This is a genomic window from Acinetobacter lactucae, assembly GCF_001605885.1.
In the GTDB taxonomy this organism is placed as follows: domain Bacteria; phylum Pseudomonadota; class Gammaproteobacteria; order Pseudomonadales; family Moraxellaceae; genus Acinetobacter; species Acinetobacter lactucae.
This window is the reverse complement of record NZ_LRPE01000012.1, coordinates 39,824-66,497: the sequence shown is the minus strand read 5'-3', so window position 1 is coordinate 66,497 and position 26,674 is coordinate 39,824. Positions and strand designations below refer to the sequence as shown.

23 protein-coding genes, 1 pseudogene and 1 riboswitch are annotated in these 26,674 nt (G+C 38.7%); of the genes and pseudogenes, 19 read left to right on the top strand and 5 right to left on the bottom strand.

Features of this window, described 5'->3' with window-relative positions; all coding sequences use genetic code 11:
• Positions 1–71: 71 nt before the first annotated feature.
• The 4 genes from AWW73_RS06590 (at position 72) to uca (ending at position 6,565) form a co-directional block, all read left to right on the top strand.
• On the top strand, positions 72–1,235 hold the full coding sequence (locus tag AWW73_RS06590; protein ID WP_062849162.1) for a zinc-dependent alcohol dehydrogenase: 1,164 nt from the start codon (positions 72–74) through the stop codon (positions 1,233–1,235).
• Positions 1,236–1,423: 188 nt separating this feature from the next.
• Positions 1,424–1,519: riboswitch (guanidine-I (ykkC/yxkD leader) on the top strand.
• A 28-nt stretch (positions 1,520–1,547) separates the two neighbouring features.
• Entirely contained in the window at positions 1,548–2,288 is a 741-nt protein-coding gene (locus tag AWW73_RS06585; RefSeq protein ID WP_062849161.1) for an urea amidolyase associated protein UAAP1, read from the top strand.
• Positions 2,289–2,303: 15 nt separating this feature from the next.
• Positions 2,304–2,957, top strand: a complete 654-nt coding sequence (locus AWW73_RS06580) for an urea amidolyase associated protein UAAP2 (protein ID WP_003651023.1) — start codon at positions 2,304–2,306, stop codon at positions 2,955–2,957.
• A gap of 2 nt (positions 2,958–2,959) precedes the next feature.
• Positions 2,960–6,565: an urea carboxylase gene (gene uca, locus AWW73_RS06575; protein WP_062849160.1), complete on the top strand. Its 3,606-nt coding sequence runs from the start codon at positions 2,960–2,962 to the stop codon at positions 6,563–6,565.
• A 39-nt stretch (positions 6,566–6,604) separates the two neighbouring features.
• Here uca and AWW73_RS06570 read toward each other — a convergent pair whose 3' ends face one another.
• On the bottom strand, positions 6,605–7,141 hold the full coding sequence (locus AWW73_RS06570; RefSeq protein WP_062849159.1) for an NAD(P)H-dependent oxidoreductase: 537 nt from the start codon (positions 7,139–7,141) through the stop codon (positions 6,605–6,607).
• A gap of 93 nt (positions 7,142–7,234) precedes the next feature.
• Between AWW73_RS06570 and AWW73_RS06565 the strand changes: the two genes are divergently transcribed.
• From AWW73_RS06565 to AWW73_RS06550, 5 genes are all read left to right on the top strand, one after another.
• Positions 7,235–7,618 (top strand): winged helix-turn-helix transcriptional regulator, encoded by a 384-nt coding sequence (locus tag AWW73_RS06565; RefSeq protein ID WP_031947914.1) that lies wholly within the window; start codon positions 7,235–7,237, stop codon positions 7,616–7,618.
• A gap of 199 nt (positions 7,619–7,817) precedes the next feature.
• Entirely contained in the window at positions 7,818–7,943 is a 126-nt protein-coding gene (locus tag AWW73_RS18445) for a hypothetical protein (RefSeq protein ID WP_081409523.1), read from the top strand.
• Between the two features lie 4 nt (positions 7,944–7,947).
• Entirely contained in the window at positions 7,948–8,382 is a 435-nt protein-coding gene (locus AWW73_RS06560) for a CopG family ribbon-helix-helix protein (protein ID WP_062849158.1), read from the top strand.
• 12 nt (positions 8,383–8,394) lie between these two features.
• A complete protein-coding gene (gene atzF, locus AWW73_RS06555) occupies positions 8,395–10,206 on the top strand; it encodes an allophanate hydrolase (RefSeq protein WP_062849157.1) in 1,812 nt (603 codons plus the stop codon).
• A complete protein-coding gene (locus tag AWW73_RS06550; RefSeq protein ID WP_062849156.1) occupies positions 10,203–11,225 on the top strand; it encodes an ABC transporter substrate-binding protein in 1,023 nt (340 codons plus the stop codon). The genes atzF and AWW73_RS06550 overlap by 4 nt, the downstream gene beginning before the upstream one ends.
• 51 nt (positions 11,226–11,276) lie before the next feature.
• Here the strand turns inward: AWW73_RS06550 and AWW73_RS06545 are convergent, their stop codons facing one another.
• The 4 genes from AWW73_RS06545 to AWW73_RS06530 all read right to left on the bottom strand — a co-directional run bounded on the left by AWW73_RS06545 (position 11,277) and on the right by AWW73_RS06530 (position 14,932).
• Positions 11,277–12,158, bottom strand: a complete 882-nt coding sequence (locus AWW73_RS06545) for an ABC transporter ATP-binding protein (RefSeq protein ID WP_062849155.1) — start codon at positions 12,156–12,158, stop codon at positions 11,277–11,279.
• Complete coding sequence (locus tag AWW73_RS06540; protein ID WP_062849154.1) at positions 12,158–13,102, bottom strand: ABC transporter permease; 945 nt, start codon at positions 13,100–13,102, stop codon at positions 12,158–12,160. The genes AWW73_RS06545 and AWW73_RS06540 overlap by 1 nt, the downstream gene beginning before the upstream one ends.
• Before the next feature lie 95 nt (positions 13,103–13,197).
• Complete coding sequence (locus tag AWW73_RS06535; protein WP_062849153.1) at positions 13,198–13,599, bottom strand: hypothetical protein; 402 nt, start codon at positions 13,597–13,599, stop codon at positions 13,198–13,200.
• Positions 13,592–14,932, bottom strand: a complete 1,341-nt coding sequence (locus AWW73_RS06530; RefSeq protein ID WP_062849152.1) for an MFS transporter — start codon at positions 14,930–14,932, stop codon at positions 13,592–13,594. The genes AWW73_RS06535 and AWW73_RS06530 overlap by 8 nt, the downstream gene beginning before the upstream one ends.
• Before the next feature lie 98 nt (positions 14,933–15,030).
• Between AWW73_RS06530 and AWW73_RS06525 the strand changes: the two genes are divergently transcribed.
• The 10 genes and pseudogenes from AWW73_RS06525 (at position 15,031) to AWW73_RS06480 (ending at position 26,620) form a co-directional block, all read left to right on the top strand.
• On the top strand, positions 15,031–15,927 hold the full coding sequence (locus tag AWW73_RS06525; RefSeq protein ID WP_062849151.1) for a LysR family transcriptional regulator: 897 nt from the start codon (positions 15,031–15,033) through the stop codon (positions 15,925–15,927).
• 104 nt (positions 15,928–16,031) lie between these two features.
• The gene (locus tag AWW73_RS06520) at positions 16,032–18,866 is read left to right on the top strand and encodes a type VI secretion system Vgr family protein (protein ID WP_420884396.1); all 2,835 of its coding nucleotides are present in this window, start codon (positions 16,032–16,034) and stop codon (positions 18,864–18,866) included.
• A complete protein-coding gene (locus AWW73_RS18240) occupies positions 18,866–20,560 on the top strand; it encodes a polymorphic toxin type 15 domain-containing protein (protein WP_065129207.1) in 1,695 nt (564 codons plus the stop codon). The genes AWW73_RS06520 and AWW73_RS18240 overlap by 1 nt, the downstream gene beginning before the upstream one ends.
• On the top strand, positions 20,560–21,264 hold the full coding sequence (locus AWW73_RS06510; RefSeq protein ID WP_062849149.1) for a GAD-like domain-containing protein: 705 nt from the start codon (positions 20,560–20,562) through the stop codon (positions 21,262–21,264). Before AWW73_RS18240 ends, AWW73_RS06510 begins: the two co-directional genes overlap by 1 nt.
• A gap of 143 nt (positions 21,265–21,407) precedes the next feature.
• Positions 21,408–23,621: pseudogene (locus AWW73_RS06505) on the top strand (RHS repeat-associated core domain-containing protein); the annotation flags it as partial.
• Between the two features lie 7 nt (positions 23,622–23,628).
• Entirely contained in the window at positions 23,629–23,958 is a 330-nt protein-coding gene (locus AWW73_RS06500; RefSeq protein WP_062849148.1) for an immunity protein Imm33 domain-containing protein, read from the top strand.
• Positions 23,959–24,053: 95 nt separating this feature from the next.
• Positions 24,054–24,578, top strand: coding sequence for an SMI1/KNR4 family protein (locus AWW73_RS06495; RefSeq protein WP_062849147.1), 525 nt, complete (start codon positions 24,054–24,056; stop codon positions 24,576–24,578).
• Positions 24,579–24,949: 371 nt separating this feature from the next.
• Positions 24,950–25,483, top strand: a complete 534-nt coding sequence (locus AWW73_RS06490; RefSeq protein WP_062849146.1) for a DUF4303 domain-containing protein — start codon at positions 24,950–24,952, stop codon at positions 25,481–25,483.
• A 101-nt stretch (positions 25,484–25,584) separates the two neighbouring features.
• Positions 25,585–26,082: a hypothetical protein gene (locus AWW73_RS06485; RefSeq protein WP_062849145.1), complete on the top strand. Its 498-nt coding sequence runs from the start codon at positions 25,585–25,587 to the stop codon at positions 26,080–26,082.
• A gap of 73 nt (positions 26,083–26,155) precedes the next feature.
• Complete coding sequence (locus tag AWW73_RS06480; protein WP_062849241.1) at positions 26,156–26,620, top strand: hypothetical protein; 465 nt, start codon at positions 26,156–26,158, stop codon at positions 26,618–26,620.
• Positions 26,621–26,674 lie beyond the last annotated feature (54 nt).

Genomic DNA, 26,674 nt, shown 5'->3' with positions numbered 1-26,674 from the left:
GAAACGTTGCAAACCGTAAAGAAAGCCTCCTCATAATCAAATGACATGATAGAAAATAGAGGAATAACAATATGCGCGCTCTTACTTACCACGGTGCAGAAGATGTTCGAGTAGAAACTGTAGCAGACCCTATTATTCAAGAACCAGATGACATTATTTTACGAGTGACTGCCACAGCGATATGTGGCTCTGATTTACATTTATATCGAGGCAAAATCCCTAGAACCGAGCAGGGCGATATCTTTGGGCACGAATTTATGGGCGTGGTTGAAGAAGTCGGCCCAGCCGTCACCACAGTGAAAAAGGGTGATCGAGTGATTGTTCCTTTTGTGATTGCCTGTGGTGAATGTTTCTTTTGCCAACTAGACCTGACCGCTGCCTGCGAAACCACTAATACAGGGCGCGGCGCAATTATTAATAAAAAGCAGATTCCACCAGGTGCGGCTTTGTTTGGCTATAGCCATCTTTACGGCGGTGTGCCGGGTGGGCAAGCAGAATATGTGCGTGTGCCAAAAGCCAATAAAGGCCCTTTTAAAGTGCCAACCTCATTGTCAGATGAAAAAGTACTTTTCTTGACTGATATTTTACCGACTGCTTGGCAAGCCGTGACCAATGCCCAAGTGAAACGTGGCTCAACCGTTGCAATTTATGGTGCTGGTCCAGTCGGACTATTAAGTGCTGCTTGTGCCAAGATGCTTGGTGCTGAAAAGATATTTATGGTCGATCACAATGACTATCGATTGAACTATGCAGCGGCAACATACGGTGCCATTCCAGTGAATTTCGATGAAGTCGATGCGGCCGAGTTTATTATTCAGCATACCGACAATTATCGGGGTGTCGATGCTGTGATTGATGCGATTGGCTTTGAGGCAAAAGGCAGTGTCATTGAAACAGTTCTCACCAATTTAAAACTAGAAGGTTCAAGTGGCGCAGCACTGCGTCAATGCATTGCTGCAGTTCGCCGCGGTGGTGTAGTGAGCGTACCGGGAGTATATGCAGGCCCGATTCATGGTTTCTTGTTTGGCGATGCTTTTGATAAAGGCCTGACTTTTAAAATGGGCCAAACCCATGTACATCAATATTTACCGCAACTCTTAGAACTGATTGAGCGTGGCGATTTGTCGCCAGAAACCATTATTACCCACCGAATGAAATTAGAAGATGCCGCAGAAGGTTATCGTATTTTTAATGAAAGAGAAGAGGACTGCCGTAAGGTGATTCTGCTTCCTTAAAATCTCAATCTCATAATCAATTTTTAAGCCTCTTAGTGAAAGGGGCTTTTTTCTTTTCAAGATGCACAATTTTTAGTGCAGCTTTTTATTTTTGAACTTAAACCGCACCTAAACAGCTCAAGTTTAGTATTACTTTTAACCAAAACCGTAATACTAAGCTGGCATGTCCTTTGCATAGTCATAAACAATCAAAAGTGATCTAGGGTTCCGGTACTTAAAGTATGACTGGACCGAGAGTTCACGGTTCCTAGCGAACTACACGGAGGGATAAAAGCCCGGGAGGAAGTCTAAAACTATCCGACAGGAGTAGCTATGAACACTGCAATTTATCATAACAATCAGGCGATTTGGACCGAACTTTTACCCGGAGGACATCACTGGTCGGGTCGTATTCAAAAAGGAACTATTCTTAAGTTTACATCGCTTGGCGCTCAGGCAAATGTTTCTTTGTTTTGTGTAAATGCTGCCGATGTGCTTGAACGTTTTAACATGCCCGACAGTTTAAAAGGGCAACACACCGCTTATTTAAAAGCTTCCAATGTGCTCTATTCAGACCTAGGCCGTGTGATGGCTTCCATTGTTCATGACGATCACGGCTGGAATGATGCACTTTGTGGCCCAAGCCGACCAGAACAAATTGAAAAGCAATTCGGTACGCGTACATTTCAAGATGCCCGCAATGATATGTACCAAAACGGCTTAGATAGTTTACTCATTGAAATGTGTAAATACGGACTTGCCAGCCAAGACCTGAGTGCCACCGTTAACCTATTTTCTAAAGTTGTACCAGATGAAAACGGCGTTTTGTCTTATGTCAGTTCTGACAATACCGATCAAAGCATTGAACTGCGCTTTGAAATGGACTGCTTAATATTTTTATCTGCTGCGCCGCATGGTTTAGATACCAGCCCAAGCTATCAACCTGCCGATATTCAACTCAGTTTATTTAAAGCCAATTCTCTAACAGACAGCGATATTTGTCGTGATGCATGTTCGCAAAATCAGCGTGCGTTTCAAAACACAGCCCGCTACTACGCGCTTAGCAATATTTAAATCAGGAGAAGCATCATGACAGTTTTACAATCATTTGAAAAAGCAGTTTTAAATGAAGTTTGTCCTGCGGGTGAAGCGTGGATGTGCGAGGTTAAAAAGGGTCAGTATTTTCGAATTATTGATCTTGAAGGAAACCAAGCGGTCGATACTTTGTTTATGAGCGCCGAAAACCCAACTGAGCGTTATAGCGCAATGGATACTTTGGCCATCAACCAACACATTTATTTAGAAAAGGGCACCAAGCTCTACAGTAACTTTGGTCGTCCAATTGCCGTTATTCATGATGATAACTGCGGGCGCCATGACACCATTGGCGGGGCTTGTTCATGTGAAAGTAATACGGTTCGCTATGCACATGAAACGTATCCTATGCATAGTTGCCGTAACAACTTTATGTATGCCTTGGCAAAACACCCGATTGCAAAAAAGCATGGCTTAAATGTCCGTCATATTGGCCCAAATATTAACTTTTTTATGAATGTGCCAGTTACGCCAGACGGTCAGCTTAAATTTGATGATGGAATTTCAGGGCCGGGTAAATATGTCGAAGTTCGGGCAGAAATGGATTTGATTGTTTTAATTTCCAATTGTCCACAGCTCAATAACCCATGTAACGCCTATAACCCAACCAAAATTCAGTTGGTTGTCCGCGAAGCGGAAGGGGTGTAAGCATGTTTAAAAAAGTTCTAATTGCCAACCGCGGTGCAATTGCCTGTCGCGTGATTCGCAGCCTTAAAAAACTCGGGATCGCTTCGGTTGCAGTTTATTCGGAAGCCGATCGTGATTCTTTACACGTGACTTTGGCCGATGAAGCTTTCTTGATTGGACCTGCACCTGCCCATCAAAGTTATTTAAATATTGAAAAGATTCTTGAAGTAGCAAAACAGTCGGGCGCAGAAGCCATTCATCCTGGTTATGGTTTTTTGTCTGAAAATGCCGAGTTTTGTGATTTGTGCGAAAGCCAAGGTATTGCTTTTATTGGACCAACTTCAAGCCAAATGCTCGATTTTGGTTTAAAGCATACTGCACGTGAACTCGCTATTAAAAGCAATGTTCCTTTACTTCCGGGCAGTTCGCTACTTGCCGATGAAGCTGAGGCTTTGTTTGAGGCAGCCCGTATTGGTTATCCGGTCATGCTGAAAAGTACCGCGGGTGGTGGTGGTATTGGCATGCGTCTAGTCTGGAATGAAACAGAGTTAAAAGATGCCTACCAAACGGTGTCTTATTTGGCGCAGGTCAATTTTAAAGATGCAGGTTTGTATTTAGAAAAATTTGTACAACATGCACGCCATATCGAAGTGCAAATTTTTGGTGATGGGAAAGGGCAAGTTCTAGCCTTGGGTGAACGTGATTGTTCGGTGCAACGCCGGAATCAGAAAGTCATTGAAGAAACACCTGCGCCACACCTAAATGAACAGCAACGTGACTATCTGCAAAAAGTTGCCATTCAATTGATGCAGTCGGTGAACTACCGCTCGGCAGGCACAGTTGAGTTTGTCATGGACACCGAAACCCAAAAATTTTATTTCTTAGAGGTCAACACGCGTTTGCAAGTTGAGCACGGTGTGACCGAGCAAGTGTTTGGTGTCGATTTAGTCGAGTGGATGGTGACATTGGCAAGCGGTGACTGGTCAGCACCCACTGAAAAGTTAGAGCCAACAGGACATTCCATTCAGGTTCGTCTTTATGCTGAAGACCCGATTAAACAGTTCCAGCCGAGTGCGGGTTTACTCACTCATGTGAAATTTGACCCGAAAGCACGTGTTGAAACATGGGTAGAAACAGGTTCAACGGTGTCGTCTTTTTATGACCCAATGATTGCCAAAATTATTGTGACTTCTGCAACACGGGACCAAGCCATACAGGCAATGAGTGCTAGTCTTGCCAACACGCAAGTGGCAGGCATTGAAACTAATTTAGAATATCTACAAAACATTATTGCTTGTGATGTGTTTGCTTTAGGTACTCAAACCACTCGTTTTTTAAATACGTTTGAATGGAAAACTCAAAAAATTGAGGTGTTGCAAGCTGGTATTCAAACCGCTATTCAGGACGTAACTGGTCGATTAGGTTATTGGGATGTTGGGGTGCCGCCATCAGGTGCCATCGATCCACTCAGTTTAACTGTGGCAAACCAGCTTTTAGCCAATGAGCCAAATATGGCAGGGCTTGAATGTACCTTACAAGGGCCAACTTTAAAGTTTCATTGCGATAGCCAAATCGTAATTACGGGCGGTGATATGCCGTCAAAACTTGATGGTGAATTGGTGCCGATGTGGCAAACCATCAACGTGAAAAAAGGCCAGATTTTAAAATGTGGGCTTATTCACTCAGGTTGCCGTAGCTATATAGGTGTGAAAGGTGGTTTCGATGTTCCTGATTACTTAGGCTCACAAGCAACTTTTACTTTGGGGCAGTTTGGTGGGCATGCAGGCCGTAATTTATTAATTGGCGATATGTTGCCAATTACGGAATATTCCGCTCAATCGACCACCGCCTTAGCTCAAGCACAAATTCCTAGCTTTACCCAAAACTGGGAAATTGCAGTGATGTATGGTCCACATGGCGCACCAGATTTTTTCACCAAACAAGATATTGATACGTTCTTTGCCAATGAGTTTGAAATTCACTATAACTCAAGCCGTACAGGCATTCGCTTAATTGGTCCCAAACCTGAGTGGGCACGTGAAGATGGTGGCGAGGCAGGCTTACATCCTTCCAATATTCACGACAATGCTTATGCGATTGGTGCGATTGATTTTACAGGCGATATGCCAATTATTCTTGGTCCCGATGGTCCGAGCTTAGGCGGTTTTGTATGTCCTGCGGTAGTCATTCATTCTGAGCTTTGGAAAATCGGGCAACTTAAAGCAGGTGATAAAGTCAAATTTGTGCCTGTGAGTTATGCACAAGCAAAAGCACTCGATCAAAAATATCATCAAAGTTTAACTGCGACCGATACAACTCAGATCGATTTCAACCCAACCATTCAAGCAGAACCCAACACGTTAAAAGATGCAGTTTTAGCTACTTTAGAAGGTGAAACTGATTTACCAAGCGTGACCTATCGACCAGCAGGAAATAGCTATTTGTTGGTGGAATATGGCGAGTTGGTACTCGACCTAAATTTACGCTTCCGTATTCATGCGCTCATGCAATGGGTTAAGGATCAAAACATTCAGGGCATTATTGACCTAACACCGGGTATTCGTTCACTGCAAATTCATTTTGATTCAATCCGGCTCGATCAACTGGAGCTTTTACAGAAACTTCAACAAGCAGAAGCCGAGTTACCCGATATTCAAAATATGCAGGTGCCTTCACGTACTGTCTATTTGCCTTTGGCTTGGGAAGATTCACAAACTCAACTCGCCACCGAGCGCTATACGCAAATTGTTCGTCCAGATGCGCCGTGGTGCCCCGACAACGTCGAGTTTATCCGCCGTATTAATGGCTTAGCTTCCAAGCAAGCAGTTAAAGATATAGTCTATAGCGCAAACTATTTGGTGATGGGTTTAGGCGATGTGTATTTAGGTGCTCCCGTTGCAACACCGCTCGACCCACGCCAACGTTTAGTCACTACAAAATATAATCCGGCACGAACTTGGACACCTGAAAATGCGGTCGGCATTGGCGGTGCTTATATGTGTGTGTACGGTATGGAAGGGCCGGGCGGCTACCAGTTCGTTGGTCGTACCACTCAAATGTGGAGTCGTTACCGTAAAAATGCCAATTTCGAAGATGGCAAACCGTGGTTATTACGCTTTTTTGACCAAGTTAAGTTTTATGAAGTTTCTGAGAATGAACTTCTGCAAATGCGCGAAGACTTTAAAGCAGGTCGTCTAAAACTTCGTATTGAAGAGGGCGTGCTCAATTTAAAAGAATACAACGAGTTTTTAAAAACACATCAAGACAGCATTCAAGCCTTTAAAGACATGCAACAAGCCAATTTTGAGGCTGAGCGCCGCCGTTGGCACGAAGCGGGCTTGCAAGAATATATTTCTGAAAGTCTAGATGCGGTTGATGAAGGCGAAACCGTGGTTATTCCTGAAGGAGGCTGTGCAGTCGAATCGCACATGCCGGGCTCAATCTGGAAAATTGAATGTGCATCGGGAGATATTGTTGAAGAAGGTGCGACCCTTGCGGTGATTGAGGCAATGAAAATTGAAATTCCGATTATTGCGCCGGAACGCATGAAAGTTGAAACCATTACCATTGAAAAAGGGCAAACCGTAAAAACAGGACAAGTGCTATTTACCTTGGCACCTGTCGCTTAAACCAAAAGAGAGCATCAATATCGATGCTCTCTTTAAACCTTATGCTTCGGTCAAATGCTTTAATACTTTATGACCATGTTCAACTGCCTCTAATTTAATTTTCGACTCTGGGTTACCTGATAAAGGCGAAACGTCATAAAGCAAGTAAGTGGCGCTTAACTGCATTTGTGTATATTGAATTGAATGTTGAACCGCTTTTAAAAAGCTATCGATTAAGTTTTCTTGGTCGTTCACCATGTTGGCTTCTGTTTGGCCGACCGTCATACTAATAATGACTTTTTTGTCTTTTAATTTATCGCCCTGAGAGCCATAGGCAAACTGATAAGTAAAAACTTCATCAAACCATAATTTCAAAATTGCCGGCATATTAAACCAGAACATTGGATATTGCAGAATGATGGTGTCATGGCGTAACAACGCTTTTTGTTCAGCACTGACGTCAATTTGATAGTCTGGATAAAGCTGGAAAATATCTCGGACTTCAAGGTCTGGATAGGTTTTTACGAGTTCATTCACAATCGTTTTATTTGCAATTGATTGAGCGTAGTAGGGATGGGCCAAAATAAGTAAAGCCATGAGAGTGCCTTTTAACTATAAAAATAATAGTCACTATAATTTTTATAGTATTGGCGTACAATAACTATCAAAGTTGATAGGTAGTGTTTAAAAATGGCAAATACTGAAAATACATGTGAAGTCACGGTAAATGGAAAAACTTATCCATGTCATATCAGTATGGCTATGGATTTAGTGGGTGGAAAATGGAAATGTGTGATTTTGTATTATTTAAAAGATGGGCCAAAACGCTTTAATGAAATCAAGCAACTCATTCCCACAATTACTGAAATGACCTTAAGTCTTCAACTCAAGCAGTTAGAGCAAACTGGCTTAATCTCTAGAACGGTTTATGGTGAAAAAGCACCGATCAAAGTTGTTTATGAAATGACAGAGTTTGGAAAGACTTTTAGGCCAGTACTAGATTCTTTATATGTATGGGCGCATAGTTTGATTAATCTATCTGAAGAGTCAAAATTAAAACTTAATTTATTGTGATTTAATTAATATAAAAGATTGGTTTTATTGCTCACATAAATTAGCCCCATCCCTGTGCATGGGGCTTTTTTCTGCCCAAAAAACACTCATAAATACCCATTTAATCCATCAAAACCATGCTTAAAAGCTGGCACATTTTCTGCATCTCTTATCAGTAATACAAAAACTGAATTTGGTAATACCAAGCTAGAGGTGTGATATGAACGATGTAAAACCTGTGGTTCAACCAATGCAAACTTTAAAAGCCTTTTTAGTCGAATTGCTCAGCGTACGCGCAGGCGTATATATCAAACAAAACAATTATCCGACTAAAACAAAAGGATAAGACTGTGGCAAAACAAAAGTTAGCTCGAATTAGTATTACCGTGCCTGAATCGACACTCAATGCACTCGACCAAAAAATTGTCGAGCAGAATTATGAGAGTCGCTCGCAAGCCATTGTCGACATGATTAATAAACACCTGATTGCAGAGCAGGCGCAGGCCAATGAAGTCATGGTGGGCACCTTAACGCTACTTTATGATGCTAGCCAAATGACCTTGCGTAATCAATTGATCGATTTACAACAACAGTTTTTAGCACAGGTGATTAGTTCACTTCATATCCAGCTCGACCAACAAAAGATATTGCAAGTCATGTTAATGCAGGGTGCAAGTTCTGAACTCAGACAAATTAGCCAGCAATTTATTGTGCTGAAAGGGGTGATTAAAGGGCATTTAGAACTAATGGATGCCGTAATGCCGCCTATACAGCAAAATGACTAAATGAGGAGTAGCGTGTTGAAAAATTTATGGACCATCCAAGACTGGGAAACAGCATATCAAAACGGGCAAATCCATCTTAAAGATTTGTTTGGCTATGTTGCAGAAATTAAAAATGATGATAATGCGTGGATTGAAGTTGCCTCGAACGAGCAGATTCAGGCACAAATTGATGTTTTAAAAGACCAAAATATTGCTGACTTACCTCTATATGGTGTGCCATTTGCAGTTAAAGACAACATTGATGTCGCTGACTTTCACACTACTGCTGCCTGTCAAGAGATTCAATATTTAGCGACACAAGATGCTGCCGTAGTAGCCAAGCTAAAAAAAGCAGGGGCAATTGTGGTTGGTAAAACCAATCTCGATCAGTTTGCAACGGGACTAGTTGGCGTTCGCTCGCCCTATGGTGCAGTAAAAAATAGTTTTAACCCCGAATATATTAGTGGTGGTTCAAGCTCTGGTTCGTCGGTGGTGGTCGCCAACGGTATTGTACCTTTTAGTTTGGGGACAGACACGGCGGGTTCAGGTCGTGTTCCTGCAGGCCATAACAATATTGTGGGTCTTAAACCAACAAAGGGCTGGTTTTCTACCACAGGTTTAATCCCTGCATGTCGAACCATTGATGTCATTTCTATTTTTGCGCTGCATATTGATGATGCTTGGACAGTTGCCAGTTTAATGCAGGGCTATGATGAAACAGATGAATATTCACGAGCGCATCCAGCCAATGTACCGACTCAATTTTCTAATCGAAAAATAGCTATTCCAGCTCAGCTTGAGTTTTATGGTGATATTGAATCTGAAAAAGCCTTTTTAGTTGCAGTCGAGCGTGTTAAAAAACTGGGTTACGAAGTTGAGAGTATTGATTTCAGTGCGTTTAATGAGCTTGCTGTCGCACTATATAACGATGCTTGGGTAGCGGAAAGAACAGTCGCCGTTGAACGCATGACAACACGTGGAAAGGCTCATCCTGTTATTGCTCAAATTATTGCGCTGGCAGATAAATTCAAGGCAACAGATGCACTTCAAGCCGAATATAACCGCGCCGTACTAGCTCGAAAAATTAATTTGGCATTACAACCTTTTGATGCATTGATGGTTCCGACAGCGCCAACCATTTACACCATTGCCGAAGTTGAAGCCGACCCGTTGACTAAAAATGCACACATGGGGGCCTATACCAACTTTGTTAATTTTGCTGATCTTTCTGCTTTAGCTTTACCTAATGTACTTCGTGAAGATAGCCTACCAAGCGGCGTAACCTTTATTGCACCGGCTTGGCACGATCAGGCACTCGCCAATTTTGCGCAGCTTTGGCAAGCCGAAACATCGCTGAGTTTAGGTAAATCAACTCAACATTATCAAAAAAGTCTAGAGATTAAGTCGAATCATTCAGTACAGCTTGCCGTTGTGGGAGCACATTTAACAGGCATGCCCCTTAATTTTCAGCTCACTAGCCGTAATGCCACTTTGCTCAAGAAAACTCAGACGACAGATGCTTATAAACTCTTTGCTTTAAAAAATACCACACCACCAAAGCCAGGCCTACAGTGCGATGCAGCAGGTACGTCAATTGACGTTGAAGTGTGGGATGTTCCTTTAGCAAATTTTGGAGCCATTGTGGCTGAAGTGCCTGCACCACTTGGTATTGGGAACCTGAAACTAAAAGATGGAACATGGGTCAAAGGCTTTATTTGTGAAGCGTATGCCATTCAAGATGCAACCGATATTAGCCATTTTGGAGGCTGGCGAGCCTATATACAGTCACTCAATCAAACCGCTCAAAGTGTTGTTAGTAAAAATGTTGGGGAAGTTTCTATATGATTAAAAAAGCGTTGTTATCCGTATCTATTTTATCGGCAGTTGTATTGGGTGGATGTGACAATACGGCTAAAGTGCCCGAGGCTAAACAAGATGCTCAGGCAGCCGCAAATACAAAACCAATTACCATCGGCTATAGCGATTGGCCGGGCTGGGTGGCTTGGCAAGTGGCTATTGAAAAAGGCTGGTTAAAAGAAGCAGGGCTAAATGTAGAGTTTAAATGGTTTGATTATTCGGCTTCTCTTTCGGCCTTTTCAGCAAATCAGCTTGATGCCATTTTGGTCACCAATGGCGATAACTTGGTAACTGCTTCGGGTGGTACTCAAGGCATGATGATCATGGCAACAGATTATTCTGCGGGCAATGATGTCATTATTGCAAAAGAGGGCATTAATACCATTCAAGACTTAAAAGGAAAATCAATCGGTGTCGAAAAAGGCTTGGTTGATCATCTTTTGTTAGCAACAGCTTTGACCGACCATAACATTAAAGCGAATGAGGTAAAGTTGGTAAATTCAGCAACGAACCAATTACCTCAAGTGTTTAATAGCCCCGATATTTCTGCGATTGCTGTTTGGCAACCCGTTGCAGGTCAGGCATTAAAAGCAGTGGCAGGCTCTAAAATTATCTATACCTCTAAAGACAAGCCGGGTTTAATTTATGACACCTTGACCGTCAACATGAGTCATTTAACCGCTCATCAAGAAGAATGGAAAAAAGTCATTCAGGTGTGGGACAAAACAGTTAAATATATTAATGACCCTGCAACCCATGCAGATGCAGTTAAAATCATGGCAAACCGTTCAGGTGTCGACCCAAAACAATATGAGTTGATGGTCAGCGGTACGCATTTATTAGATATCAATGCCAATAAAAAAGTATTTGCTAAATCTCAAGGCTTTGACTCGATTTATGGCTCTAGCTATCACGTCAATAAATTTAACGTTGAAAACGGTATTTATAAAACTGAACAAAATGTAGATGGGCTAATTTATCCGACACTCATAGAACAACTCAAATAAGCCTAGTAAATAAAAAAGCCCAAGTTCAACTTGGGCTTTTTAATGTCTTTCTTATTTTTCTGAACTGACCTGAGTCATACGCGGTATTTTCGGCAAGTCTTGTAAAGCTGGGTCAAGTTCATCTTCTTCAGCATGTACCAAATAATCAACCCGTGAACGGAGCTGTTTAAACTCAGGTGTGCTCATTAAATCGAGCGAGCGGGGACGCGGTAAATTAACTTCAATAATTTCTTTAATTTCACCGGGGTTGGCTTTGAGTGCCACAATTCGGTCTGCCAGTAAAATGGCTTCATCCATGTCATGGGTCACAAAAATAATGGTGATATCAATGTTTTGCCATAAATCCATTAAGTGTTTTTGCATTTTTTGACGAGTGTGTGGGTCAAGCGCACCAAAAGGTTCATCCATGAGTAAGATTTTTGGTTGATTAACCAAAGCTCTAGCAATCGCAACGCGCTGTTTCATTCCTCCAGAAAGTTGATGTGGATACTGATTTTCATATTTCTCTAAACCAATAATATTGATCCATTCACGTGCTTGCGCCTCTGCTGTCATTTGACTAGCTCCACGCATTTGAGGACCAAACATCACGTTTTCTTTTACAGTTTTCCATGGGAAAAGGGTATAACCCTGAAACACCATGCCACGTTCAGGACATGGGCCCGTAATGCATTCGCCGTCTACTAAAACTTCTCCACTATGGTATGGGTCTAAACCTGCAATAACACGGCTTAGAGTCGATTTGCCGCAGCCAGAAGGTCCAATCACACAAATAAATTCTCTTTTATGAATTTTTAAATCGAGTTTATTTAAAACAGTGCGTTCGCTGTGACCATGCTTAAAGACTTGGCTCAGTTGTTTAGCTTCCAAAATAACAGGACGTTCATAAATTTTTTGAAAGTATTCATGTGCGTTAAATGTTGAATCGTTCATTATTTTGCTCCTACTTTCCAAGTGAACATCCGCTCACCTAACTTCATTAATAGCCAGTCACAGACCAGACCAATCACCCCAATAATCAAAATAGCTGCATAGACATTGTCAAAGTTTTGATAGCGAGCCTGTTGGGTAATAAACCACGTAATACCTGAGGTCGTACCAATCAACTCTGAAACAATTAAATAGGTCCAAGCCCAGCCCAGTAACACACGTAAGTCACGGTAAATATCAGGTAAGGCCGCAGGAATCACCACGTGAAATAAACTTTTGAGCTTATTGGTACCAAGCGTATAGCCAGCTTCAATTAAGCTTCGATCTACCATTCGGGTGGTATTAGCAATAATGAGAATTTGCTGAAATAGCGTACCAATCACAATAATCGCAATTTTAGGCGCGTCATTAATCCCTAAAATTGCCACTGCAAGTGCACCAAACGCAGGTGCGGGTAAGTAACGGAAAAACTCAACAAACGGTTCTGTTAGTAGGGATATCCGCTTAGAAAAACCACACAAAATACCCAGTGGAATTCCAATCAATGAAGAGATAAAAAAAGCTGAAAAAACCAGTTTGATACTGTGCCATAAACTTTGGTGAAACCACGGCGAATCAGGTTGTTCAGGTGGCGTGGTAAAGGCGGTGACCAAAGCCTTAGCGACTTCATGGGGAGCGGGTAAATAAATCGGATTGACTAAAGTACCTTGTGGTGGTGCAGAATCTCGATTGACTGCATTTTGTGCTTCGAGATAGAACACATTTTTATCAACGCGACTTCCTACTTGTAGGTAAGGAACACTTCCCGAACTCGTGATTTGTACTTGAGGATGCCAAACAAAAGGTAAGTAACTGATTGCGCACCAAAGACATATTGGAATAACGAAAGAACAAATACTGAGAATCAGCTTGTTCTTTCGCGTAAATTCCTTTGCAACATAACCCATATTGAGAGCTCCCCATTTTGATCAGTATTACGATTTTCATAAAACGTAATATTGTTAAGCAAAATAGGTGCCATCTTTAAGGAGCTCCAGATGAGTTAAGAAGACGAGGGAACTAAAGTTTCATGTAAATAAACCCAATAACATTTTTCGCCTTCTACTTTAATGCAGGCTGTTGAAGTGCGTAATGTTTCGGTTTCATCAGTTTGCTGATGTTCCTGATATTGCACCCAACAATAATTTTCAAATTCGTATAAAGCTGTACTCTTAATAATGTCGATTTTTAAGGAGGGTTTCTTTCCAATATTTTGACTAAATAAGCTTTTAACTTCGGCTAAGCCAATACTCTGACCTTGAACCGTGACCATCTTAAAATTTTGATCAAAGCTATCTAAAAGCGGACTCAGGCTTTGCTCTGCATTTTTTCCTGTAAATACGTTCTCTATTAAAACATGTAGGTCAATGACACTTTGAATGGCTTGGTCCATTTGTCTAGACATGGGTTTTCTCCTTTAAAACGGGAATGAGTGAAAGTAGGCAGAGCAAAGCTGCAATTAAAAAAGTATGTTGATAGCGAATCAGGTGGATTGAGCCAGACATTAAGTTATATATTGAAATGAGAACAACAGTGCCGACACTAAATGAAACTTGTCGATTAATATTCCAGAGCACACTGCCTTGTAATAAATCTTGGCCTGAAAAATCAATCAATGAGCTAATTTGGGCAATGTTGGCACTTAGACCGCCACCCATACCCATCAATAAATAAGCAATCACTAAAAAGCTCAAAGGACTACTGTTTGAAATACAAAACAAAAGAAATATGCCAAAGCTATGTAGGGTTATTCCAATAATAAGAAGAGACTTTTTTCCTAACCGTTGATAGAGCAAGCCACCACTAATCATGGCAGTGAGTGCCCCAGTTGCATAGAGCAACATGAATAAACCAGTTTGTTTTGCATTAAAGCCAAAGTTAAGCTGCAAATTAAAAATATTGAGTAAATTTACGCCTGTAAAAATACCAGGAACGGCGTAATAGACAATAAATGCATTACGTAAATTTTTATTTTTTAATAACTCAAGATTAAGTACAGGATGGTAAATTTTTTTCGCATGTCGAATATAAAAAATAAGCATTCCAACTGAAATTAGAAAACTAGTTAGAGCGAATGAGGCGTTATGGTAATCACTATAAAATGAAAAGGAGAGTAATAAAGATAATAGGCTTATATTAAAAATAACCAAACCTTTTATGTCTGGTTTTTCACTCGACACGTTCTCTGTTTTTTTAATCCATACCCATGCCAGAGCTGCTGTCAGTAAAGAAAAAGGAAGGTTAGATAAGAATACCCATCTCCAATTCAATGAATCAATAATCACGCCGCCAATCGCAGGTGAAAAAGCTGGTGCAATTAAAGCAATTGCCATAATTAATGTAGAAATGCGTTGGCGTTCTTGGTTCGGGAATAATGCATATACGAGAGCTTGCCCGACTGGAATTAATAAGCCTCCAGCTATGCCTTGAATAAATCGCCAAAAAATTAAGCTATAAATCGATTCGCTAAAGCCAATAAAGCAAATGCTTATCGAAAATAAAAGCATCGAATAATACAATAACTTTTGGTTCCCAAGTTTGGTGGCTAACCATAAACTCATGGGCATAATTAAAATGAGGCCGAGAATATACGCATTTGTTACCCAAGCGACCATGGATTGGCTAACTGAAAATGACGATGCAATATTGGGCAATGCAATTGCAGACATAAAAATGTTGATGCAATCAATAAAGAACCCAAGTAAAAACACTGTTGCTATTTTATATCGATAAGACATACCTACCTCCGTGCAGGCAGGGTAAGATCCAGCTCTTTTATTGTCGATGCAAGCGAAGTAAAATCATTGTTTGATAATTTTAAACAATTGGCTTAATTGTGCAAAAAAACCTCAAGCAAATTACCAGTTTTTTACAGGTCGTTGATTCCGGCTCTTTTACCAAGGCGGCTGAAATTTTAGGCTTAAGCCGATCAATGGTGAGTATTGATATAAAACGATTAGAAAAGCAGCTAAATACAACTCTATTAATTCGCAACACCCGTAATATTGCTTTAACTGAAATTGGTCAGCATTTTTATAAAGATTTTAAACAAATCCAACTTCAGATTGATGAGGCATTTGAACGAAGCCAACACTTAGGTACAAGCATTACAGGCACTTTACGGTTTTCATCTACCAATGAGTTTGGCCAACGTTTCATTCTGCCTTTACTTCCTGAGTTTTGTCGGCTTTATCCACATTTACGCTTACAATATTCGTTTAATTCATCTCTCGATGATTTAGTCACTGAAAAATTAGATCTTGTTATACGGTTAGGAAATTTAAAAAACTCATCTCTAAAAACTCGAAAAATTGGGGAATATCCAATTTATATTGTTGCTACTCCGCAGTTTATAAAAGACCACCCTATAGAAAATATATCTGATTTAGCGGATGTTCCTTGGATTGGCCACACCTTATTAAATTGGCAAGATTCACAATATATTTTGCAAAACAGTTTAGGGGAGCAATATTCATTACCTTTTATTCGAAGTCAGTATGAATCAAACTCGGTGACTGCAATTCATCAAATGGCTCTTTCATCTTTAGGTGTAGCGATTTGTCCTGCATGGTTAGTTGATGAAGATATTCAACAAAATCGCCTAATTCGGTTATTTCATGACTTTTCATTACCGCTACAAAGTATTCAATTACTTTATCCTCATACCTCTAATTTACCGGCCAAAACGAGAGCGTTTATAGATTATTTAATAGCCTGTATTTCTTTCAGTTAAACTAAAAAATATCTAAGTCATGGAAGATAAGCTATTTTATATAAATAGACAATTCTGTCTGTTTTTTATAAAATATCGATGATTATGACTCAGTTTTTATAATAATGATGTCCCATAAAATATTTCAAATTTTAGATAGTTTAGGATTGGTCGCACAGAACCGCGTTCTTCATGTGCAATTTTCCAACGCATCATTAAACAATCAAGTTTTCTTGCAACGGATCGAGGGCGAACATACCCTCAACCAAGGTAGCGTTGCTGAGTTACTGTGTCTGTCGACGAACGCGCATATTGCATTAAAACAATTTATTGGTTGTCAGGTGGCCATCGATCAGGTGACTGACACAGGTCAGTTTTTTAGAACGACAGGTATTATTACCGAAGCGAGCCAAGGGCAAAGCGATGGCTCACTCACTATTTATAATTTAACTTTAAAAGACCCAACTGCACTCTGGCATAAACGCCGTAATAGCCGCGTGTTTATGAATAAAAGCGTGCGCGATATTAGTGAAATTCTGTTTAAAGAATGGCAGGGGAAAAGCCCGCTGTTTGCTTCAAGCCTAACACTCGACACGGCAGGCTTAACGAAAGACTACGATGTACGTCCATTTGTGATGCAGTCAAACGAAAGCGATTATGACTTTTTAACCCGTTTGTGGCGTAGCGAAGGCATTAACTGGCTGGTCGATGAATCACAGCTTTTTGTCACTGACCCGAATGCATCCATTCAGCCACAAGTCTTGCGCTTAATTGACGATAACCAGCACTACCAAGCCCTTGACCGTCGTAGCCTACGCTACCAACGCAGCAGTGCGACAGAACAGTTCGATACCATTACCCAAGTTAAAGCTGAGCGCCGTTTGCAACCGACCTCGGTTCATGTGCAACGCTGGCAAGCCGATGCCCTACAACAAGAAGAAGGCAGTGGCAGTGTTCAAGGCAAACAAAAGCACAGCGAACACTATGACAATGCCAGCCTGAACCTTGAAGATGCATGGCATGTTAGCCCTGCGTGGATGCAGGACTTAAAAGGTGAAGACCAAGCCACCGCTTCAGGCAATAGCCAGATTGAACAGCTTAACCAGCATATTAATGCTTATCATCACCTGAGTTCGAAACAGTTTACCGTTTCAGGTAACGTCCGTGATGCACAGGTCGGTTATTGGTTTGAACTTAATGATCACCCAGAACTCGACCAACATGACAGTGCCGACAAAGAGTTCTTAATCTTAAGCAAGCATTACTATAACCAAAATAATTTACCGAAAGAATTACAACAGCAACTTGAGCGTCTGCTACCAAAAGACAAGCTTAAGGCCGTCCAACTCGACACGCAAAACCCTGAGCAACGCCATTTTGCTGAGCTGAATGTTGTTCGACGCAACATTAAAGCTGTGCCTGAATATAACCCGCTAGAGCACCGTCCAGCGGCTTATCCGCAGCGCGCTAGAGTGGTGGGGTTAGAAGGTGAAAGCATCCATGTTGACCAGTGGGGCCGCATTAAAGTCCGTTTCCTGTTTACCCGAGCTGATGACCATAGCCATGACGGTGGAGCTGGAAGTAACGCCAATGACACCGACTCCGCTTGGGTTGATGTGCTCACCCCATGGGCAGGCGCAGGTTATGGCGCACGCTTCTTGCCACGTGTGGATGAAATTGTGGTCATCGATTTCTTTGATGGCAACGTTGATCGTCCATTTGTGGTGGGACGCATTCATGAGGCTGAACGTCACCCAACCCAATTCGACCAGAAAGGTCAGCTACCCGACACTAAAAAATTGAGCGGCATCCGCTCAGAAGAAGTCGATGGCAAAGGCTTTAACCAGCTACGTTTTGACGACACTACAGGTCAGATCAGTGCCCAGCTCCAAAGCAGCCATGCGGCTAGCCAACTCAACTTGGGTAACTTAAGCCATCCAAAAGACAAGGTGGAAAGTGATGGCCGTGGGGAAGGTTTCGAACTTAGAACAGACCAATGGGGCGCGGTTCGAGCAGGCAGTGGTTTACTCGTTAGCACTCATAAACAGGATCAAGCTCAAGGCGTACATCTCGATGCAAATGAGGCCAAACAACAAATTGAGAGCGGCCTCAATAATGCCAAGGCACTCAGTGAAGTTGCCAAAAATCAGCAAACTGATCCATTGGAAGTTCTTGAGAACTTAAAAATCTTCATAGAACAAATTGAAGAAAAAGATCAAGACAAAGCTGCCGCTTTTAAGCAAGCCTTGATGATATTAACCGCACCTAACAGTATTGGTCTAGCCAGTAATGAAGACATTCACCTAAATGCAGATGCTCAGTTAAGTCAAACTGCTGGTGATAGCATTAATCTGACCACTCAAAAGAACCTGATTGCGCATGCCCAAAATAAAATTAGCCTTTTTGCGGCTCAAGAAGGCGCAAGACTCTATGCAGGCAAAGGCAAAGTTGAAATACAGGCTCAGGGTGACGGAGCTGATTTAATTGCCCGTAAAGCTGTGCAGATTATTTCAACAGAAGACAAAATTGAAATTAGTGCTTCTAAAGAAATCGTTATCACGGCGGGTGGATCTCAAATCAAGATTAATGGTTCGGGAATTTTCCCTGTCACTGGTGGCAAGTTTGAGGTAAAAGCTGGGCAGCATTTGTTTATGGGGGGAGGGAATATTCAGCCTAGCTTACCATCATTACCTGTTTTTGAATCCAAGCCACAGGATCTATTTTTAGAATATTTTCATGCTGATGGTACGCCCGCAAAAGCTTCTAAATATACGGTAACACTCTCTGATGGTTCTAAAAGAACTGGATTTTTAGATGAAAAAGGGCAAGCTTTTATTCGAGATGTTCCTGTTGGAAAAGCACAAGTTCTTTACGAAACTGTATTTAGTGAAAATGAGAAATCAGGTGCGGTTGATGACAGTTGGTTTTCTAATTTTATTCAAACCAAAGGTGTTAAGTAATGGTTGAACAAAATAAAACACCTGAAACAGGAAATGAACAGTTTTGGCAAGGTTTAAGTGGTAAATCTGCATATATTCAACAAGAGTTTATCCAATCTTCTGAGTTTTTAAGTCTTGCATTAGGTGAGTCTGAATATGGTGTAGCGAGACATGCACCTTTAGAAAAAAAAGATCAAACCCAATATGCTTATGTATCAAGTCATTTTTCAATTGAAGCATTACCTGAATCTGCAGGGTTTCTAGATAAGTTTCAACATGCGATACAACTTGCATTTGCTGTAAAAGTACAAACAGATATTAATCTTGCAAATAACATTAATAAGATAATTGACGAAAATATAGAAGATATTCAATATATTTTTGGATTTATCAGCGGTGATTTTAATAAAGATCCTACTGTTGCCCAAGTCATTGTGGGTGGCCTCATCAGTATGATCCCAGTTGCTGATCAGATATGTGATATCCGGGATTTATTGGCCAGTGTTATTATTTTATCCGATGAAAAAGAAAGAACATCTGAAAATTGGATGAGTTTAGCCTTAGTGGGAATCGGTGTAATTCCATTCTTTGGTTCAATTTTTAAAACTATTGCTAAGTTGATTACTAGTAAAGTTATTAAAACAAAAGATGAGTTATTTAAAGCAATTGAACAGTTGGAATCTTATTGTCGAAAGCTTGGATATAAACCATTTTGGGGAGATAACCCTGAGCGGTGGCTGAAAACCAAACCTTGGACGGAAATAGGTACAAATGCAAAAATAGTCCTTAATCAATATCTTGCAAAACTACAATCACTTTTACAAATGTATGGTAGTCGTAATACTGCTAAAATGACTGGGTTTGATGCCCTAGCAGATAAATACGCGGCTGCACTTAAAAGTATCATGGCTCAGATTGGACGATATATTGATGACCTATGTCGTCAGATTGAGAATGCTTGTCATGAGATTATGGGGCAACCAAAACTAAGTGTGGCAGGTGGACATAGTAATCGAATGGATATTCATATTGGTGGGAGCCCCAGTCAACCGACTCGAGCTAGCCATACACAGCCATCTAATAAAATTGCTTTTGCCAAGATGAAAGAGCACAAGGTTGGATGTTTTGATCCAGTAAATACTCCTAAAGCTCGGGCCAATGCCCGTAAAAATATTGATTTAGGACATCCACCACAAGCCAAGCGTGAAAATTGGTCAGAAGATCAATATTTAAAGTGGGAAACCGATCGCCAGTTAGAAATGCAACAGAATGCTTTAAATAGTATGACGGCAAAAGATTACGAGAAAGGTCGAGAGCTTTTTAAGCAAAATGGTCGAGGGAGTGGTTTGGATCAGATTCAGGCTAGAACAAAATATGAAAAAGAGCTTAAAGATAAATACTATGAACAATATTCTAAAGACCCTAATATTTCAGCAATAGATGCTATGACTAAATCTGAGAAAGATGCTAAAGATGTAATGTCGACCATGGCTGCATTACATAATCCAGATCAGATAGCAGCAGGAATTATGAGTGATGCGCCTATGGATATAGGCTTAAAGAATGTAAATTCATCTATTGGTAGCGGCTGGGGCAATAAAGCGACTGGAGAAACCGTGAGTCGTGCAGGATCTATTGATAATGCTGTTAAAGGGCTTGATCCAAGTGTGAAAGATGCAACTAAACTCAATGTCAAATTAGAGAGATGTAAATAATGTTATCAGAAGTTGTGTTAAAGAAAATTAATGATCATCTGGATTTTTTTAATATTCGATTTTCAAATATTAAAGTAGGTAAAAAGCCAACACTTGAATTTATTGCTCAGCATCAACATACTTATCATGAATATTTATTTTATATTTGGGAAAAATTAGGTTTTGCATCGTTCGAAAATGGGGGATTTTGGCTTGTTAATCCCTTGGATTATGAAGATATTTTAGAACTTTGTTTAAAAGATACCGATTTCCCCCACTATGATGAATTTTATGTAATTGGTAGAAGCGCTTTTGGTGATTTACATGTAATAGGCAAAAATACGAGTTCAAAGTTGACAATAGATATTATTAATTTAAGAATTTACCCATCAATTAAAGATATTCCAAATGTAGAAGATATAGACCATTTAATTTCATTTTTATCTACTATTGTCATGAAGGCGAAGAATGAAGATATAGATATTTATGATAAAAATGGAAAATTACTTTTTGATCGTTGCTTAACAAATTTAGGTGAAGTTAACGATAATGAAATCTATGCTTTTGAACCTCCAGCTGTATTGGGTGGACCACAAGTTATTGAGAATATGAAAAAAGTAAATTTATTCCAATACATCCCTTTTGTAGCTCAGCTAGATAAGTTTCAAGTCATGTTGGATATTGCCAAGGAGGTTGACCGTTTGGGTATCAAACCGAAAGGTTAATTTTGCCTAATAAACTATATGCTATAAGAGTAATTAGAAAAGGGAGCTAGGCTCTTTTTTCTATATATAAATTCTTCAAATAAAATTTGATAGCAGTTTTACATAACTCTGAAAATTACTGGAGAAATTGAAAGTAATGTAGCTATCAATATGACGCAGCGGGTTTAATTACTAAGCGTATTGACCCATTAAATCAAACCTTGAAATATCAATGGGATCGTTTAAGTCGCTTAAAACGTTTAACGAATGAAAATGGCGCCAGTTATGAATTTATTTATGATGTTGCGGGTCGATTAGTAAAAGAAATTGATTTTGATGGCAAAGAAACTGTTTATAAGTACGATGAATATAATGGTCGTTTAACTAGTAGCATTGAGGTCGCTTCTGCCTATGGTCAAGATTTCAAAGATCGTGCCGCACCTAAAGACCGTATTCAGCAATTTATTTTTGACAGCATGGGACGTTTAGAACAACGTACAGCAGGATATGGCTACCAAGGACAAGAGCTTGAAGAAAAGCAAACAGAAGAATTTTCTTATGATGGCTTAGGTAATCTAGTTCAGGCTAAAAATGCCGAAACTAACTTGCAATGGTTTTATGATGCAGCAGGCAATTTAGTTAAAGAACATCATCAAGATGTTGTGACTCAGAAAACTGCGGTGTGGAAACATGTCTATGATGAATTAAATAATCGAATTACAACCATCCGACCAGATGGACAGAGAGTAGATTGGCTGACTTACGGGAGTGGACATGTCTATGGCATGGCTTTAAATGGCGAAGATGTTGTTAGTTTTGAGCGTGATGATTTACATAGAGAGACATTACGCCATTATGCAAACGGTCTGAGCCAACAACAACGTTATGATGAAGTTGGACGTTTAACTCAGCAATTAATATTGAATGGGCATGACAAAGGTTATCAGGCCCAAACTCAAAATAATGCCATCCAGCATACTAATCAATTGATTGAACGCTTATATCACTACGATAAAACAGGTGAGTTAACGCTCATTAAGGATACTCGTCGTGGAACCATTCACTATAAATATGATCCTGTTGGGCGTTTATTAGAGGCAACCAGTAAGCTTGGAAAAGAGACATTTAATTTTGACCCAGCAAGTAATATTCTAGATCGCTATAACAGTACCAAAGAGCGATCTTCACGGCACATTTCTGATGAAAAAGGTTATGGCTATAACCGTTTAGTCAATAATGTCGTGCAGGAATATCTTGACCAACAATATCAATATAATGCTTTTGGACAGCTGATTCGTCAAAAGTCATCACAAGGTGATTTAAATCTTGAGTGGGATGTATTGGGGCGTCTTATTCGTAGCCGAAATAATCAATACACGGCGAATTATCGTTACGATGCTTTAGGCCGACGTATTCAAAAAAGAAGTAAGCATTACTATACAGGGCAAGAAAAAAATATTATTTATGGTTGGGATGGTGATACTTTAGCTTATGAATCTAGTGCTGATATAATTAAACACTATTTCTACGAAAAAGACAGTTTTGTACCTTTGTTGCAAGCGGTGTATCATCACTCAATTGAGCTACATCAAACCCAAGACTGGACAGAAAAAACATATAGTATTTATAAAGACCCTCTTTGGAATACAGTAAAACAAAGCCAAGGTTTTGATAATGTATGGTTCTATCACTGCGACCATTTGGGCACACCGCAAGAAATGAGTAACCATAGAGGCGCCATTGTCTGGAAAGCTCAATATAAAGCTTGGGGTGAGTGTAAGGTAGAACAGGCTAAATCAGATTTCTTTGAAAATTCAGAGATTATAAGCAACAACATCCGTTTCCAAGGTCAGTATTTTGATGGCGAAACTGGGCTTCATTACAACCGTTATCGTTATTATTCGCCGTATGTAGGACGGTTTATTAGTAAAGATCCGATTGGATTGCTGGGTGGGTTTAATGTTTATGTTTATGCACCGAATCCTAATAATTGGATCGATCCATTAGGTTTAAGCGGTTATACTAAAGATGGGAAAGGCAATACTATTCAATTAGATGCTTATGGTATTCCTGATAAAGAAAAGTTTGAACCGAATCCTAATGTTACGAAGCCTTATAAAAGACCTGTCGGAACTACAAGTGGCCAAAGAAAGTCAGTACAAGGAAAGGCGTGTGTAGTATGTGGAAGTACAAAAGGGGTACAAATACCCGATCATAAGGATGCATTAGTAGTTGAATACTATCGAGATGGTAAAAATGATTTGACTTTACAAAATGATGTAAAAGCAGTACAACCCCACTGTCGTAACTGTTCTTCGACTCAAGGTGGTAAAGCCTCGGGGTTCTCTAAGGCAATGAACAAAAAGCTAGGATTTTAGGTAAAATATGTCTGTAATTGAAATGCAAAAAAATATATGTGAAAAATTTAATTCTAAATTTGTTCAACCTTTGGATAATGAAATGGTTGCTGTAGCTTTGGATTCATTAGGAAAAATACCAATTACGGGAATACGTAATGTATTAGAAGAGGGGGAAAATATTTCATGGTTTTTTTATTGTGGGGAATTTTCTGAAGATGATGATTTCTTTAAACCAATACATATATCTCATTTAGAAAACTATCTTCCCGAAGTTATTCCTTATTTGGCGTTGGAAGAAGGGTTTAGATTTGTAATAGATAAACAGGGTTACGAAGATGTATGGAAGGAAGAGTAGAAACTCAATTTATATTTTTTAACTTCTAAAGATATTTATTAGTTTTTTATGGAAACTCTATAGGATATAACTGTAAATAATTAAGTAATTTAAGTATGGAATATAGAAGTATAGAATTTGATAAAATTGCTAAAAGCGAACAGCAATTACAGTCGTTCTCATTTATTGGCATTAATTATGATAAAAAATTAAAAAAAGCATTAACAGAAGAATATAAAAATCCTTCTGTTGTTGATATTAATATGCTTAAAGATCTTGAGGATAAATATAATTTGGTTCTTACCGAAGAATATAAGAATTTTTTATTGGAAACGAATGGTGGGGTACCTTCAAAGAGTATTTTTGATCTTACAAAGAAAAAGGATATTGTTATAGGACATTTTTTTACATTGTACTCTAAGGTTGAAATGTACACCCTACAAAATAATAATAATTCTTTAATTTCCTTTCCTGTGGGATATTTTTTAATAGGTAACACAGTGAATGGGGATTATATTTTAATAAATTTAATCCTTAATGATAGTGATTATGGTGCAATCTTTATATTCTTTCATGAAAAAGATGAGTTGAAGAAAGTATCTAACTCATTCAATGAGTTTTTAGATAAATTACATGATTGATGTTTATTTTGATATGTTCTGATAAGAAAATTATATTAAGTGTAGAGTAATTTTAAAGTTTTATTAATAAATTATAAAATATTATTTAAATAGTAGTGCTTTTAATGTGACTGCTTAGAAGCACTACTTAAAAACTAGTTACTTTAAAAGGTTAATTTGTGACTTTTTATATCATTTAGCCCTCTGAGTATACTCTTAAAGATTTTTCTTGTGATTTGAAAGGAAGGTAAAACATCTGTTGATTTAACTAAAGCTGATAGAGAAATTAAATCGGCTGTAAAATGTGGATAAATTACTGTAGCTCAGTCAAAAGTATTGATGCGTGCGGAATTGCAAATTATTGGGCAAAAAATTTTTGGAGGTTATAGATAATGGATTCATGGCATAAGTTATATTTAGAAAAGTTAGTAAATTTAATTGTGGATGAGTTTCTAGTTCTTTATGAAAATTATAATAAAGATGAAGATAAAATATATGCTTTAGCATTAATTACTGACGATGATGCTTTGACAAATTATATAATGATATCGACAGAACGTACTAGAAATACTGTACATGCAGGAGTTGAGTGGGAACCACATTCATGGATGCAGGGCTTAAGTGATGATGATACTTTTGGAGTTAGAGCTTTTACTCCAATTATAATGGAACATTATGAGAATGATATTGCTCCAAAGTTACAAAAAGGGTTTGATTATGATGTGGAATTTAAAGAAAACTTAGAGCTCTATGTATATGCTTTAAAAGAGGCAAAAAATAAATTAATAAAAAAAATAGGTAAAAGTATTGAAGAAATTGTTTTCTTTGTATCTATCTTAGGAAATCCTGATATAGAGATATCCACTGCAAAAGAAATTAATACTTTAACTAAAAATCTAAAAGACTTTTTAGAGATAAAAAAATAATTTTAATATGTAGAAAGACACCCTTAATTTGGAATAAATAATTTTATTATTATTTTTCAATAATAGGGTGTTTTATATAAGTTAGTTATATGAGTAAATAAATGAAAAATTGGGATCAAGTGACTAAAGATGCTAGTGATTTTATTTCATTCTTAGAACAAGGAAATTTCTTTAATAAATCATTTCAGATGAGTGGAGATTATAAAATCATTACTGATGCTAAGGTTGGTATCAATTATGCTACGAATGATGACTTTGATACTTTTGATGAGTGGGAAACTGTAACGGATACGCCCAACGTAATTCCAGATGATTTTGAATGGAGTGATAAAATTAAGTATAAGTTAAAACAGAATAATTATTTTGATTTTGAACAAAAAGAATTTAATGGTGCTAAAGAAAAATGGGTTTATGGTGAAGCTTGTATACTTACTGAATTAATGTACAGAGATATAGGGATTATTTTTCAGTGTTATGCGAATGATTTTTTCCCAGAAATCTGGAAAAAAATTCTTGAAGTCTATTTAAATGGTGGGTTTCCATGTGGTTGGGATGATTATCTACCTCATGGTAAATTAGTAGTTTACTCAAATAACTGATTTATTTTTTGTTTTCTGAAAAGTATAAGGTTTATAATGTTTATACTTTTCATAAGTGTTAATTAAATTTGGAATGAATAAAATTAAAAAATCTATAAGCTTGTGGCATCTTGATGATAACTATTTGTCTTTTTTAGGTAAATTTAAAGAAATAGAAATTACACCCGATATTATAATTTTTGGATATGAAACAACATTAAAAGAAAATCAATATCTTCATGAAAATTATCCTGAAATAAGTGAGAAGGCTTGGGTGATTGGTCGTACAGGTCAAGGTGATGAGTGGTTTTTAGATAAGTCAAAAAATAATATCTTGTTTTATGATCATAACCAAGGAGAGTATTTGCATGCTAATCAGTTTCTAGATATGAAAATTAATTTTGAAAACTTTCTTAAAATGGCATTTTCTTATCAGAAACTTGAAGAAGAATTGGATATACATGAAGAGCTTAATGAAATTGAACAAGATCAATTTAAGAACTTAGTCAATTCTATTAATGAGGGTTTATATGAGAGATATCCATTTAAATATTTTTAAGTTTTTTATTTTATAAGGTTAGATAATATTTAATTTTCATAAGTAGATATAATA